This is a genomic window from Microbacterium sp. zg.B48 (genome assembly GCF_024623505.1).
In the GTDB taxonomy this organism is placed as follows: Bacteria; Actinomycetota; Actinomycetes; order Actinomycetales; family Microbacteriaceae; genus Microbacterium.
The window spans coordinates 38,398-52,539 of record NZ_JANJFE010000021.1 but is presented as its reverse complement, the minus strand read 5'-3'; the positions used below and the strand labels follow the sequence as shown (position 1 = coordinate 52,539).

The following is a 14,142-nucleotide window of genomic DNA, read 5'->3' as shown; positions in this document are numbered from 1 at the left end:
CGGATGCTCCCGCAGGTCAGCCTCTCGGCATCCCCATCAGGGCAACTTCTCTATCTTATTCCCCGCGACCCGCCTGTCAAATCCGCACAATCCAACGTTTCCGCCGGAAGCACGATCATCGACCGCGACTCACGAGAAGTCAGGTCCGCCCTGCGTTTAGGCCTTTCAGCCGGTCTCGCGGGGCAACTTGTCTAGCTTACCCCACGAAATCCCGAACCTGCACCACGGCCACCAGACTCACATCCGGGGTCTGATTCTCACTCGCAGCCGATGCCGTCGCCGTCTCGGTCGAGCTTGCTCGAGTAGCCCGGTTCGCCGGCTCGGATGGGTGCGGCACCGGCGGCGCGCACCGCGGTGCAGTTCTCGTAGTACACGCTCACCGGTGGGGCGGGGGCCGGCGCCACGGGCGCTGGCTGCACGGGCGCCGGTGCGGGCTCCACGGGCGCCGGTGCGGGCTCGGCGGGCGCGGGTGCAGGCGCGGGAGCGGGAGCGGCATACGCCGAGGTCGCTGCGGGTTCCTCTGGGCACCCCGCGAGGACGCGGGCGATGGCATCGTGTTCGGCCTGGGTCACCCACAGCCTGTACGTCGCCTTCACGGATACCTGCCGGGCGACGTATGCGCAGCGGAACGCCTTGTTCTTCGGCAACCAGGTCGCCGCGTCCCCGTCGGCCTTCTGCGCGTTGGACTTGCCGTCCACGGCAAGCAGATTCAGCGGATCGTTCGCGAACGTTGCGCGCTGGTCGGCAGTCAGCTGCTGGGCTCCCTTCTGCCATGCGTCCGAGAGCGCCACGACATGGTCGATCTGCACCAGTTCGGAGGTCCCTTGGCCGCGGACGAAGCTGATGCTGGTCCCGGTGAGCGGGTCCGCGAGGACACCGCTCATGACCTTGCAGACTCCGGACTTCACCACGGCGGTCAGGTCCCGAGCAAGGGTGTCGTTGCGGGTGTCGCAGCCGTTTCGGTCGACATCCAGCCAGCGCTGTCCGAACTGATCCCGGTCATATCCGGTCCGCGCCGCGCGTCCCTTCACCTCGAGCGTTGCCAGGACGGCCAGCGCGGTCCTGTCCGCCGTCGCAGACCTGTCCGAGACCGTGGCGGCATCGCCCGCGAATGCGACCAGCGTCTCATCCGGCTCCGGCGCGGCAACCGACGTGGGGGTCGGGGTCGGCGTCGCGGCCGGGATGGCCCTCGCTGCGGCGGCGGGCTCCTTGTTCTGGGTGCTGAGCACAACTGCACTGAGGCTCCCCGTGATCAGGAACCCGATCAGCACCCAGGCCCACATCGGCAGGCGTCTGTGCACCTTTTCCGGAGCAGACGCGCGCGGCGGCACCGTCACACGACCACCTCAGCCCACGCCGACACGGCGCGTCTCTTCGAGGCGAACTTTTGGCAACGGGTCCCCATGATTTTCCCCTGTGAAACTCAACGAGGTGAATGCTATATGCACGGCGTCGATATTGTGGCAGCGGCCACGCGCTGCGGGTTATGCAGGCGGCCGTTATACAAAGTCCGGCGACCGGGCAGAATGCGCACTTCGCCGCACCGAATGGCAAGAATGGCCGGAAACGGCTGCATTCCCGACAGTGAGCCGCATTCCACAACTGTGAACGCTCATGCCGCGGATTTCCGCGGCTCGTGGTGGGGCGGGTGGGACTTGAACCCACGATCGTCGGGTTATGAGCCCGCTGCCTTGACCAGCTTGGCCACCGCCCCTCGAGCACCGAGCCTAGCGAACCTCGGTCGCACGGACACGCGTCACACGTTCGCGGCCTCAGCGCGCCGGGCGGTGATCGTCGTCGTCGTCGTGCACCGGCGGCTCCGGCCACACCTTGGAGACCGCCTCCGTCAACCGGACGGATCCGGTGCTCGGGTGCGCGTCGCGTCCGCCGGTCGCGCTGCCGCGTTCGATCGGCAGCTCCTGGCTGTCGCTGAGCACCTGCGGATGATTGCGCGCGAGCGAGATCACCCCGTACACGGCGACCGCTCCGGCCAGCCCGAAGCCGACCAAGGCGGGCCAGGGTGCGGTGGCCGCCTCCTGCAGGATGATCAGCCCGATCAGAACGGCGACCATCGGGTCGATCACGGTGAGCCCGGCGATGACCAGGTCGGGCGGACCGGCCGAATACGCGGTCTGCACGAAGTACGCGCCGACAGCGACCGCCGCCAGCAGTGAGATCAGACACAGCAGCGTGAGCCACTCGAAATTGCCCGCCTGCACCCGCTTGATCACGACCTTGGCCAGCGTCGCGACGAACCCGTAGATCACGCCGGACGCGACGATGTAGAACAGCGCCTGCGCGCGCTTGCGCAACCAGATCCACAGGATGCTGAACGCGACGATGACCACCAGCAGCAGCAGCAGGATCGTGACCAGCTGCTGATCAGTCACCTTCTGCTCGGTGGCCACGAACGCGGCGATCGTGACGAAGATGAGGATGCCGCCGACGCAGGCGACGATGGCACGGATCGACTTCTTCGTCGGCTTGTGCCCGCTCACGCGCGAGTTCAGCAGCGTGGTGATCACCAGCGCAAGAGCGCCGAGAGGCTGTACGACGATCAAGGGCGCCAGTGCCAGCGCGCCCAGCTGACACAGGATGGCAAGAGCCAGCATCACGGTGCCGGCCACCCACGAGGGCCGTTTCAGCAGGCTCAGCAGCTGCCGTCCGGTCAAGCCCCGGCTGCCGGAAGAACCGGTCAGGCGCTCCACCTTCGCCACACCGCGGTGCTGATACTGCGCGCCGAAGGACATGAAGACCGCGCCCAGCAGCGCAAGGGGAATGCCGAAGAGGATGGCAGGATCGCGGAAGACGCCGACCACGTTCTGGGTCACGTCTTCGAGCGACAGGGGCAGCCACAGCACCCCTCGACACTAACCGCCAAGGCCGCTCGATAGGCTTAAGGCGTGGCCGTTCTGCCGATTCGCATCATGGGTGACCCCGTACTCCATGCCCCCGCTGACGCGGTGGGCGAGATCACCGACGAGGTGAAGCAGCTCGTCGCCGACATGTTCGAGACGATGGATGCCGCCCCCGGGGTTGGGCTTGCCGCCCCGCAGGTGGGCGTGCCGTTGCGGATCTACACCTACAGCTACCAGGACGACACCGGCGCACCCTGGCGGGGCGTGCTCATCAATCCCGAACTGTGGATGACTCCGCCCGAGCCGGGGCAACCGGACCCCGAGGAGGAGTCCGAAGGCTGCCTCTCGTTCCCGGGCGAGCGGTTCCCGCTCCGTCGCTCCGAGCGGGTTCTGGTCACCGGCCTGGACCTGGACGGGGCTCCGGTCGAGATCCGCGTGGACGGGTGGCGGGCCCGCATCATGCAGCACGAGTTCGACCACCTCGACGGCATCCTGTACGTCGACCGGCTGGACGACAGCGATTGGAAGACCGTGCAGAAGATCGCCCGCAAGCGGGGCTGGGGCCGTCCGGGCGCGTCCTGGACGCCGGGCGTCGATGACATCGACGCCTGAGGGAGCGCCTCGGGAAAAAGAAGCGACCCGGGGTGGAAGCCCGGGTCGCAGGTGAGGTCCGCGTTAGATGACGCGGGATCCTCGCTCCCCGGCTTGGACTCGAACCAAGAACCTATCGGTTAACAGCCGATTGCTCTGCCAATTGAGCTACCGAGGAAGACGCCCACCGGAGCGGGCAACTCGATCAGCTTAGCAAAAGGTTGAGCATCCTCTGAACGTCATGACACGACGAGTCGGCGGTCGGCGCCGCCGCTCGGAGTCCAGAGCAGATCATCCGCGCCGCGCCCGTACGCGATCGCATGACCGCCGCGCAGAACGAGCACCTCGGCGGCGAGCTCGCGGGCCACGTCGGCTTCGTTGGTGACGATGATCGCGGACATGCCGTAGGCCTGCCGACGCCGCAGAATCGCGTCCCTGGCCGCGCGGCGAACTTCCACATCCATGTTGGAGAACGGCTCGTCCGCGATCAGGGTGCGAGGCTGCAGTACCAGCGCGCGGGCGAAGACGACCCGCTGGCGCATCCCTGCGCTCAGCTCGTACGGGTATTTCGCCGCCGCGCCGAGCGGGAGCATCAGCTCGTCCAGAAGGGTCGCCACCCGCACAGCCAGCGCCCGCTGATTCACGCGACGGTCCCGGCTGGTGATCGGCTCGCCGATCACTTCGGCGACCGTCATGCGGGCAGGCAGCCGCGCTCCCGCCGTCTGCGGCAGGTAGCCGGTCAGGTAGGTCAGCGTCCGGTGTGCTCGTCCCGGTCGCCGCACGGCGATCCCCTCGACATGCGCACTTCCTCCGACCACCCCCAGTCCCGGCTCGTCGGCACCCGCGAGCACGGCGAGCAGACTCGACTTCCCGGATCCGGTCGGGCCCATCACCGCCAGCGTCGCACCGTGGGCGACCTCGAACGAGACACCGTCGATGACGCGCAGATCGGGCCCCCCGCGCGCCGCCCGTGCGATCGAGAGGTCATTGGTGCGGATCGCGACGTCGGCGTCTCGAGGGCGTGGCATGTGTTCATCCTGCCGTGCGGCCCGGCTCCGCGCCAGCGACGCCGTCCGCGCTGTCTGCACGGTGCTACTGGTCGGACGCGTACAACTGGCGCTCGGCATCCAGTTCGCGCAGCCGCATCCGGATCACGCGACCCTCCTGCGAGTCTGGAGCGACGCGCTGGATGGCACCCAGCAGCTCCGTCTTCTGCCGATCCACGGCTCGGCCCACCAGCCTTCGTGCCAGCGACCCGGCCGATACGGTCGCGGCCTCATCCGAGAGCGCGGGGAAGTCCGCGGTCAGCAGCTCCGCCGCGAGCGAGCGATAGGGCTCGCGCACGGCGGACACGGCATCCGCAGCCCATCCGGGCCGGCTCATGTCCGGCGCGGCGGCGACGGCCTGGCGGACCGCTTCCAGAGCAGGATGCCGGAAGGGCAGTGAGAGGGAGCGCTCGAGCAGGCTCGCATCCAGGCGGTGTCCGAACTGGAGGATGCCCATGAGGGCGTCCCGTTCGAGCGCGACCTCCGCGCTGCGCGGAAGCGAGGCGATCGTGACGCGAACCGCAGGCTCCGGCTCCCCCGGCTCCTGCCGCGCGGGCGCAGCCGGGGCGCCCTCCCCCGGTCGCTGGGACGCGCCGCGTGCGGCCCGCTCCACCGCGGCGCGCACCTCAGCCAGCTCCAGTCCCAGGCGTCGGGCCAGGACGCGCACATAGCCGGGACGAAGGGACGGGTCCCGGATCTCGGCGACGATCGGAGCCGCGGCGCGCAGGCCGCCGGCACGCCCTTCCACGGTGGACAGGTCGAAGCCGGCCAGTCGTTGGTCGATGACGAATTCGAACATCGGGACCTTGTTGTCCATCAGTGCCCGCACCGCTCCGTCGCCGCGCTGCAGCCGCAGATCGCACGGATCCAGGCCACCGGGCGCGACTGCGACGTAGGTCTGCGCGGCGAAGCGCTTCTCCTCGCCGAACGCGCGCATCGCGGCCTTCTGCCCTGCGGCGTCCGGATCGAATGTGAAGACCACCTCGCCGGAGGCGGAGTCATCCCCCATCACCCGGCGCAGGACCGTGATGTGGTCGGTGCCGAAGGAGGTGCCGCAGCTGGCGATGGCCGTGGTGACGCCGGCCAGGTGGCAGGCCATCACGTCGGTGTAACCCTCCACGACGACGACGCGGTGGTCGCGGGAGATGTCCCGTTTGGCCAGATCCAGACCGTAGAGCACGTGCGATTTGCGGTAGATCGGCGACTCCGGGGTGTTCAGGTACTTCGGTCCCTGGTCGTCGTCGTAGAGCTTGCGCGCTCCGAACCCGATCACCTGACTGGTCACGTCGCGGATCGGCCAGACCGCGCGGCCGCGGAAGCGGTCGTACACGCCGCGCTGGCCCTGGGAGACCAGGCCGGCCGCGCTGAGCTCGTCGTCGCTGAACCCGAGCTTGTGCAGGGCGTCCCGCAGGTTGGACCACCCCTTCGGGGCGTAACCCACGCCGAAGTGGGCCGCTGCTCCCGCGTCGAAGCCGCGTTCCCCGAGGAACCGCCGCGCAGTGTCGGCCTCGGCCGTGGACAACTGGGTTCGGAAGTACTCCGCGGCTGCTGCGTTCGCCGCGTACAGCCGCGCGCGACCGGTGGTCTCCGGCACCGCTCCGCCGTCCTCGTAGCGCAGCGTGTAGCCGATGCGACCGGCCAGTCGTTCCACCGCTTCGGTGAACGAGACATGATCCATCGCCCGCAGGAACGAGTACACGTCACCGGACTCGTTGCAGCCGAAGCAATGGTAGAAGCCCGCCTGGGCGCGCACGTTGAAGCTGGGGCTGCGTTCGTCGTGGAAGGGGCACAGACCTTTCAGCGAGCCGATCCCGGCCGGCTTGAGCGCGACCCGTTCGCCGATGATGTCCGCGATGTTGGTCCGCGCCTTGACCTCGTCGACGTCCGCCTGCAGGATCCGCCCGGCCATCAGCTCTCGACCCCGCGACCGGGGCGCGACGCCCGGGGGGCCCACACCCCCAGCGATGCGGCGTCCACCTCGCCGACGAGGCGACCGTGCCATGCGATCGCATGCTGGTCGGTCAGGCTGGCGACCTGGTCGACGACCACGCGGCGGCGCGCGGCATCGGTCTGCGCATCACGGAAGTCCTCGGCGTACACGGCGTCCAGCTCCTCCGGTCGCTCCCAGAGCGCCGTCGCCAGCCGTTTGAGCACCCGGCGCTGCTCCTTGTACACGCTCTTGCGTCCTTCGATCGATACGACCACCGCCCCGATGATGCCCTTGAGGACGGCCATCTCGGCCTCCACCACCCGCGGCACGACGACGTGAGCACGATAGCGCGTCAGCACAGAGGTGGCGTAGGCCTCGCGGGTCGCCGTCGTCGCGGCCCGCGCGAATCGGCCGATCAGATCGGACGTGAGGTTCTTCAGTCGCGCGTGGGACGCCCGCGTCCCGTCGAAGGAGGCGATCCACTCGGGCAGGCGCATCAGCCGGTACAGGGCGTCTTCGAGCTCGTCGCGCGCGAAGTCGAAGCCGACCCAGGACTGGATCGCAGACAGCAACGCGGCGTGCTCGGAACCGGCGGACAGGAAGGCCGGGTCCAGATAGCCGTTGACGATCGCGTCCTCGAAGTCGTGCACCGAATAGGCGATGTCATCGGAGAGGTCCATGACCTCAGCCTCGATGCAGCGCACACGCCCGGGGGCGTCGGCGCGGAGCCAGCGGAAGACGTCCTCGTCGTCCGGATACACCCCGAACTTCAGTCTGCCGCCGGGATCGGGCAGCGGGTGCTCGGACGTCCAGGGATACTTGCAGGTGGCGTCCAGGCTCGCCCGGGTCAGGTTCAGACCGTGGCTGCGCCCCGCCTGGTCGATCACCTTCGGCTCCAGCCGGGTCAGGATGCGCAGCGTCTGCGCGTTGCCCTCGAACCCGCCGCAGTCTGCAGCCCAGTCGTTGAGGGCGCGTTCGCCGTTGTGGCCGAACGGCGGATGGCCGAGGTCGTGACTGAGGCAGGCGGTGTCGACGACATCGGGCGAGAGCTGCAGCGCGGTGGCCAGCTCCCGGCCCACCTGGGCGACCTCGAGCGAGTGGGTGAGCCGGTTGCGGGCGAAATCCGCGGGGCTGGCCGGGCTGAGCACCTGGGTCTTGGCCGCCAGCCGGCGAAGTGCGGCCGAATGCAGCACGCGCGCCCGGTCACGCGCGAAGTCGTCGCGGCGAGAGCGGTGGTGCTCGGTGTAGAAGCGCGCGGCGTCCGCGTCGTCATAGCCTGAGGGGCGCTCGGTGGACAGCCGCAGCGCACCATCAGCCGCCACTGGTGTCCAGTTCCGCTTCGGCCAGGGTGCAGGATGCCTCGACCCCGAGGTCTCGCGAATCCAGCCAGCCGTCCGGGAGCGCCGGCCGTTTCGGGGTGCCGGAGCGACCGCGCTGGCCTTCTGCCGGAGCGCCCGGGTAGGGCGCTTCCAGATCGAGCGTCGCGAGGAGAGCGTCGATCTCCTCCAGCGTGGACGCCGTCGCCAGTGCCGCACGGGTGTCGCCCCCGACCGGGTAGCCCTTGAAATACCAGGCGACATGCTTGCGGATGTCGCGGCATCCGCGTCCCTCGTCCTCGAAGAACTCCACCAGCAGTTCCGCGTGCCGGCGGAAGGCGCGCGCGACGAACCCGAGTGTCGCATCCACCGGATCGCCGGCGGCGATCCCCGGAGCGCCGAGCGCACGGGCCAGGTCGCCGAACAGCCACGGGCGACCCAGGCATCCGCGCCCGACGACCACGCCGTCGCAGCCGGTCTCGGCCATCATGCGGACCGCGTCCTCCGCCGCCCAGATATCGCCGTTGCCCAGAACCGGCACGCTGGTCACCGCCTGCTTGAGCGCGGCGATGGCACTCCAGTCCGCCTCTCCGGAGTAGAACTCCGAGGCGGTGCGGGCGTGCAGCGCGATGGCCGCCACCCCCGCGTCCTCGGCGATCCGGCCGGCATCCAAGAAGGTGAGGTGGTCGGAGTCGATGCCCTTGCGCATCTTGATCGTCAGTGGGATCTCACCCGCTGCGCGCGCCGCACGCGAGACGATCTCTGTGAAGAGCTCGAGTTTCCACGGCAGTGCCGCACCGCCGCCCTTGCGAGTGACTTTCGGGACGGGACACCCGAAGTTCAGGTCGATGTGGTCGGCCCGGTCTTCTGAGACGAGCACGCGCACGGCCGCTTCGACGGTGGCGGGGTCCACGCCGTACAGCTGGATGGACCGCGGCGTCTCGGATTCGTGGTGCGTGATCAGGCGCATGGTCGTGGCGTTCCGCTCGACCAGTGCACGGGAGGTGATCATCTCGGAGACGTACAGGCCGGCGCCGTACTCACGACAGAGGCGACGGAAAGCGGTGTTCGTGATGCCGGCCATCGGCGCCAGTACGACCGGCGCGTCCAGCGCGATGGGCCCGATGCGCAGGGCGGATGCGGGAGCGATGGCAGTGGTCACAGCGTCCATTCTCCCAGAACGAGGCTGGGTACCGGCCTGCGCGCTAGCCTGTGGATATGACAGAGGCGACCAAGACCGATCTGCGCAGCATCCCGTTCGACACCGCCGATGGCGGTACGGCCACTCTTGCTGACTACGGCGATCAGGTGGTGCTCATCGTGAACGTGGCATCCAAGTGCGGATTGGCCCCGCAGTACGAGCAGCTCGAGGAGCTGCAACGGACGTACGGGGACCGCGGGTTCACCGTACTCGGCTTCCCCTGCAACCAGTTCATGGGACAGGAGCCGGGCTCGATGGAGGAGATCCTCGAGTACTGTGCGACCACCTGGGGCGTCTCCTTCCCTATCCTGGACAAGGTGAAGGTCAACGGCGGCAAGGCAGCCCCGCTCTACAAGGCGCTGAAGAAGGCGGACGACGCCGAGGGCGCCAAAGGCCCGATCCTGTGGAACTTCGAGAAGTTCCTGGTCACCCCCGGCGGCGACATCCACCGGTTCCGGCCGAAGGTCAAGCCCGACGACCCGGCGATCGTCGAGCTGATCGAGTCCAACCTTCCCCGCTGAGCCCGCTGAGCCGGCTCAGGCCTGGACGGGTTCCCGGCGTTCGTCCCAGACCTGACGGACGATCTGCGCGAATGCCTCTGCGGGCTGAGCTCCGGAGACGCCGTACTTTCCGTCGATGACGAAGAATGGCACGCCGTTGATGCCGTACGCGCTCGCCTGCGCCTGGTCGGCCCGCACGGCGGGCAGATAGCGTCCGCTCTGCAGCGCCTCACGCGCTGCGTCCGCGTCCAGTCCGACGTCGGTGGCCAGCGAGACCAGCTCGTCGTCGCGACCGAGGTGGCGTCCCTCGGTGAAGTAGGCGGACATCAGCCGCTCGGCCACCTCGTGCTGCCGTCCCTGCTCCTTGGCGAAATGCAGCAGCTCGTGGGCTTTGACGGTGTTGGTGTGCTTGAGCAGATCGAAGCGGTATGCCAGTCCGGCGCCTTCTGCGACACCGGTGACCCGCGCGAGCATCTCGCGAGCCTGCTCCGGCGAGATCCCCTTGTGGCGGGAGAGATACTCCTCTTCGCCGCCCTCGAAATCGACCGAGGTGTCCGGCGAGAGCTCGAACGAGTGGAACTCGACCTGCACGTCGGGAGCATCCGCATCCCCGGATGCCTGCTCCAGCCCTTTCTCCAGATTTCGCTTCCCGATGTAGCACCAGGGGCAGGCGATGTCACTCCACACGTCGATCTTTATGGCATCCGTCATTTTGCCTGCAACCACGCCGGTGGAACGGGAATTCCCGACATCGTGCACCACGGAACGGGAGTTGTGTGACTTTGTGCAATGATGACCCCGGCGCACGTGTCCACCCGGGAAGTGCGCGGAGAACTCGGTGAGGCATCGTGCGGGTCAGGGGAACCCGTCGCGCTGATAGTGCAGCGCGACGATCACGTCGCTTGGGGGCGACGTTAGGATGGTCGATCGGCATACTCGCCGTCGGCCTGTTCGGTCTTGCCGGCGCGGCCGTGGCCAGCGGTCAGGTGGGACAGCTGCTCGGCGGCGCATCGCCGACCCCATCGCTCACGCCCAGCCCATCCGCGACGCCGACTCCGTCGGTGACGCCCACCCCGACTCCCCCTCCGGCGCCGCCCGCCCCACCTGCCCCGGCCGTGCCGGTCTCGCCCGCGGACACCGCGTGCGCCACTGCCGTCACGATGTCCATCTGGGCGCACTATGACGACGACCTCATCTTCGGCAATCCCACCCTCCAGGATGCGATCACCGGCGGAGACTGCATCCGCTCCGTCTTCCTCACCGCATCCGACGCGGGCCGAGGCACGGACTACTCGAAGGGGCGCGAGCTGGGCATCCTGCGCGCGTACAACACGATGCGCGGACAGCAGGGGTTCTGGGCGGAGCGCCCCGTCACCCTCCTGTCCGGCGCGGTGCTGAGCCAGTGGTCGCCGGAGGATGACCCCGACATCACGGTGGCCTTCCTTCGCCTGCCGGACGGCAACGTCAGCGGCGACGGGTTCGCCTCCACCGGCTACGCCAGCCTGCCGAAGCTGCTCAGCGGCGTGCTGCCGGTGCTCGCCCCGATCTACGGCGCTCCGCCGCTGTCCTCCGAGACGCTCGTCGCCTCGCTCGCAGAGCTGGTCCTGGCCTATCACCCGGCGCACCTCCTCACGCATGTGCCTGCGGATGCGGCCATGCACGCCGCGGGAGACCACCCCGATCACGGCGCGACCGGGATATACGCCCGCGCGGCATGGCAGCGCGCGGGGTTTCCCGCCGGCGAGGTCCGTTACGCCGTGGGCTACCCCTCCGAGTCGTTCACGATCAACGTCACCGGCGACACGCTGATCCGCAAGATCGACGCGTTCCGGGTCTACGCCGCGCAGGACTCCGTCGTGACGTGCGCGACGGATGCCGCGTGCCTGGCCATGCCCCGTTTCGGCGCGTGGCTGCAGCGCAGCTACCTGGCGACGGATGCTGAGCTGTTCCCCGCCGGATGAGCTGCACCCCCGGTGCGCCGCACACACCGGGCCCGACGAACCGTGTGGGATGATCGAAGACGTCCCCGAGGGGATGCGCACACACAGCAGCTTCGGGAACGGTGGCCATGGCCCGGTTCACACGCACGGTCGCCCTGCGGGTGCGGTCCATCCGCACGTTCGCGGTCGCAGCTGCCGTCATCGGCGTCCTCGCACTCGGCGGCTGCACCACCGGCGCGGTCCCGGGGTTCGACGGAATCGAACCCGAGCAGACCGCCGCCGCGGCGCCCCCGCCTCCTCCCTCTTCCCCTTCCCCCGACCCTTCCCCCGACGAGACCGCGCCGCCCACCGCGGTGCCGACGCCACCACCCTGCACCGCGACGACGATGTCGGTGTGGGCTCACCCCGATGACGACCTGCTCTTCCTCCAGACCGTGATCGGCGCCGACATCGCGGCAGGAAACTGCGTGCGGACGGTGTTCCTGACCTCGGGTGATGCCGGCCGCGGAGCCGACTACTCGAACGGCAGGGAAGCCGGCCTCATGCGCGCCTACGACGTCATGCGCGGCGCGAGCACCCCGTGGGCTGCTCAGTCGGTGACGCTGTCCACCGGTGCGCAGACGACCGTGTGGCAGCCCGCGGACGACCCGCGCCTGTCCATCGTCTTCTTCCACCTGCCGGACGGAAACCTCTACGGACAGGGCTACCCGGCCACCGGCGAGCTCAGCCTCGCCAAACTCGCCGCCGACAAGATCCTGACGATCCCCAGCGTCGGCGGCGCGTACCAGCTCAGCTGGGGTCAGATCGTCGACTCGCTGCGCGAACTGGTCGGACAGTTCGCGCCGACCACGCTCCACACGCATGTTCCCGGAAGTGCGCAACGATGGGCCAAGGGCGATCACGCCGACCATGCCATCACCGGCATCCTGGGTCGGGCGGCGTGGCAGGCGGCCGGCCTGCCGGAGAGCCTGGTCAGGTACGCGGTGGGGTACCAGACGGTGGAGTACCCGCCGAACCTGGCCGGTCCGCTTCTGGAGAGCAAGATCGCCGCGTTCCGCGCCTACGCGGCCGGGGACTCGGTGGTGATCGGGTGTCATGACGACGCGAGCTGCCTCGCGCTTCCCCGGTTCGGCGACTGGCTCCAGCGCGAGTACACGCGGACCGAAGCCGAACTGTGGCAGTGACCACTGCTCAGAGCGCGGGGATCTCCGGGGTGTCCACGGCTCCGCCGAAACGGCGATCACGATTCACGTACAGACCGATCGCGTTCCACAGCTCCGTGCGGGTGAAATCCGGCCACAGTGTGTCCAGGAAGACGAACTCGGCGTAGGCGGACTCCCAGAGCAGGAAGTTCGAGGTCCGCTGCTCGCCGCTGGAGCGCACGAACAGGTCCACGTCGGGCATGTCGGGCTGGTAGAGCCGCTTCTGGACGAGCTTCTCGGTGACCGCCGAGGGACGCAGGCGCCCCGCGGCGATATCCTCCCCGATCGAACGCATCGCGTCGACGATCTCCACCCGGCCGCCGTAGTTGACGCACATCGTGAGGGTCAGCACGTCGTTGCCCGCGGTGAGCCGCTCGGCGTACTGCAGCTCCTTGATGACCGACCCCCACAGCCGGGGTTTGCGCCCCGACCAGCGCACCCGCACGCCCCATTCGTTCAGCTGATCCCTCCGCCGGTGCAGGACATCGCGGTTGAATCCCATCAGGAACCGGACCTCCTCCGGCGAGCGGCTCCAGTTCTCGGTCGAGAAGGCGTACACGCTGAGGTGTCGCACCCCGGCCTGAATGGCTCCGGCGACGACATCCAGCAGCGCCGCCTCGCCCGCGCGGTGCCCTTCGATGCGGGTCTGACCTCGCCGGTTCGCCCACCGGCCGTTGCCGTCCATGACGATCGCGACGTGCGCGGGAACCTTTCCCTGCGGGAACGTCGGCGGATACAGTCCGGTCCAGTCGACGCTCTTGTAGGGGACGGCGTCGCGATGGGTGAACGGCTTCGGGCTCACGTGGCAGCCTCGACGTGCTGCAGCGACCGGATGCCGCGCTCCAGATGCCACTGCGCGTACGCCGCGATCAGACCGGACGCCGATCCGCGGGTGGGGGCGGATGCCGCGTCCACCACGGCCCACTCCCCCTCCATCAGCGCCACCAGCAGAGCGGCGGTGGGCAGATCCACGCGGGCGGCGCCGACGGGCGCGCAGTCGCGGCACACCATCCCGCCGAGCTGCGCGACGAAGGTGTCGTGCGGGCCGGGTGCGCCGCATCGCGCGCAGTCGGCGAGGCCGGGCGCCCATCCGGAGAGCGCCATGGCGCGCAGCAGATAGGAATCCAGGATGCTGCGGGGAACGTGCTCGCCGCGCGCGAGCGCGCGGAGGCCCCCGACGAGCAGGAGGTACTGCTGCGCAGTGGCTTCCGCCTCGTTGAGCCGGTCGGCCGCTTCCACCATCGCGTTCGCGGACGTGTACCGGTCGTAATGCACCGCGATCTCGGCACCGTACGAGCCGAGGGATTCCGCCTGCTGCACGATGTCCAGCGATCGGCCTTCATACAGCAGCACGTCGGCCACCATGAACGGCTCCAGACGGGCGCCGAACCGCGAGGAGGTGCGTCGCACCCCCTTGGCCACGGCACGGAGCTTGCCGTGCCGGCGGCTGAGCATGGTCAGGATGCGATCCGCTTCACCCAGCTTGTGGGTGCGCAGGATCACGACCTCGTCGCGGAAGGTGGGCACCCCCCAATTATGGTCGCCACCGCCCTGCCCG

13 protein-coding genes and 2 tRNA genes are annotated in these 14,142 nt (G+C 69.0%); 4 read left to right on the top strand and 11 right to left on the bottom strand.

All coding sequences use genetic code 11. The features are described from left to right. Positions 1-257: 257 nt before the first annotated feature. The 3 genes from NQ152_RS16940 to NQ152_RS16930 all read right to left on the bottom strand — a co-directional run bounded on the left by NQ152_RS16940 (position 258) and on the right by NQ152_RS16930 (position 2,861). A complete protein-coding gene (locus NQ152_RS16940; protein ID WP_257524816.1) occupies positions 258-1,337 on the bottom strand; it encodes a DUF1524 domain-containing protein in 1,080 nt (359 codons plus the stop codon). A 300-nt stretch (positions 1,338-1,637) separates the two neighbouring features. Next, a tRNA-Ile gene (locus NQ152_RS16935) sits at positions 1,638-1,714 on the bottom strand. Between the two features lie 58 nt (positions 1,715-1,772). Next, a complete protein-coding gene (locus NQ152_RS16930; protein WP_374113614.1) occupies positions 1,773-2,861 on the bottom strand; it encodes a DMT family transporter in 1,089 nt (362 codons plus the stop codon). Positions 2,862-2,903: 42 nt separating this feature from the next. On the opposite strand from NQ152_RS16930, the gene def reads away from it, so the two are divergent. Further along, positions 2,904-3,470, top strand: coding sequence for a peptide deformylase (def, locus tag NQ152_RS16925; RefSeq protein WP_257502220.1), 567 nt, complete (start codon positions 2,904-2,906; stop codon positions 3,468-3,470). An 84-nt stretch (positions 3,471-3,554) separates the two neighbouring features. Here the strand turns inward: def and NQ152_RS16920 are convergent. From NQ152_RS16920 to dusB, 5 genes are all read right to left on the bottom strand, one after another. Further along, a tRNA-Asn gene (locus tag NQ152_RS16920) sits at positions 3,555-3,627 on the bottom strand. Positions 3,628-3,688: 61 nt separating this feature from the next. Further along, positions 3,689-4,477 carry an ATP-binding cassette domain-containing protein gene (locus tag NQ152_RS16915; RefSeq protein ID WP_257502219.1) on the bottom strand — a complete coding sequence of 263 codons (789 nt, stop codon included), beginning with the start codon at positions 4,475-4,477 and terminating at the stop codon, positions 3,689-3,691. 64 nt (positions 4,478-4,541) lie between these two features. Next, complete coding sequence (dnaG, locus tag NQ152_RS16910) at positions 4,542-6,404, bottom strand: DNA primase (RefSeq protein ID WP_257524815.1); 1,863 nt, start codon at positions 6,402-6,404, stop codon at positions 4,542-4,544. Next, positions 6,404-7,747 carry a deoxyguanosinetriphosphate triphosphohydrolase gene (locus tag NQ152_RS16905; protein WP_257524814.1) on the bottom strand — a complete coding sequence of 448 codons (1,344 nt, stop codon included), beginning with the start codon at positions 7,745-7,747 and terminating at the stop codon, positions 6,404-6,406. The genes dnaG and NQ152_RS16905 overlap by 1 nt, the downstream gene beginning before the upstream one ends. Next, complete coding sequence (dusB, locus tag NQ152_RS16900) at positions 7,737-8,912, bottom strand: tRNA dihydrouridine synthase DusB (RefSeq protein WP_257524813.1); 1,176 nt, start codon at positions 8,910-8,912, stop codon at positions 7,737-7,739. The genes NQ152_RS16905 and dusB overlap by 11 nt, the downstream gene beginning before the upstream one ends. Positions 8,913-8,959: 47 nt before the next feature. Between dusB and NQ152_RS16895 the strand changes: the two genes are divergently transcribed. Beyond that, on the top strand, positions 8,960-9,463 hold the full coding sequence (locus tag NQ152_RS16895) for a glutathione peroxidase (protein WP_257502215.1): 504 nt from the start codon (positions 8,960-8,962) through the stop codon (positions 9,461-9,463). A 15-nt stretch (positions 9,464-9,478) separates the two neighbouring features. On the opposite strand, the gene NQ152_RS16890 is transcribed toward NQ152_RS16895, so the two are convergent. Next, complete coding sequence (locus tag NQ152_RS16890; protein ID WP_257524812.1) at positions 9,479-10,153, bottom strand: DsbA family protein; 675 nt, start codon at positions 10,151-10,153, stop codon at positions 9,479-9,481. A gap of 191 nt (positions 10,154-10,344) precedes the next feature. Here NQ152_RS16890 and NQ152_RS16885 point away from each other — a divergent pair, with 191 nt between their 5' ends. After that, positions 10,345-11,403, top strand: coding sequence for a PIG-L deacetylase family protein (locus NQ152_RS16885; RefSeq protein ID WP_257524811.1), 1,059 nt, complete (start codon positions 10,345-10,347; stop codon positions 11,401-11,403). Between the two features lie 107 nt (positions 11,404-11,510). Then, positions 11,511-12,566, top strand: coding sequence for a PIG-L family deacetylase (locus NQ152_RS16880; protein WP_257524810.1), 1,056 nt, complete (start codon positions 11,511-11,513; stop codon positions 12,564-12,566). A gap of 7 nt (positions 12,567-12,573) precedes the next feature. On the opposite strand, the gene NQ152_RS16875 is transcribed toward NQ152_RS16880, so the two are convergent. Both NQ152_RS16875 and recO read right to left on the bottom strand, forming a co-directional pair. Then, the gene (locus NQ152_RS16875; RefSeq protein WP_257502211.1) at positions 12,574-13,386 is read right to left on the bottom strand and encodes an isoprenyl transferase; all 813 of its coding nucleotides are present in this window, start codon (positions 13,384-13,386) and stop codon (positions 12,574-12,576) included. Continuing rightward, positions 13,383-14,111 carry a DNA repair protein RecO gene (gene recO, locus NQ152_RS16870; RefSeq protein ID WP_257524809.1) on the bottom strand — a complete coding sequence of 243 codons (729 nt, stop codon included), beginning with the start codon at positions 14,109-14,111 and terminating at the stop codon, positions 13,383-13,385. Before recO ends, NQ152_RS16875 begins: the two co-directional genes overlap by 4 nt. Positions 14,112-14,142: the final 31 nt, after the last annotated feature.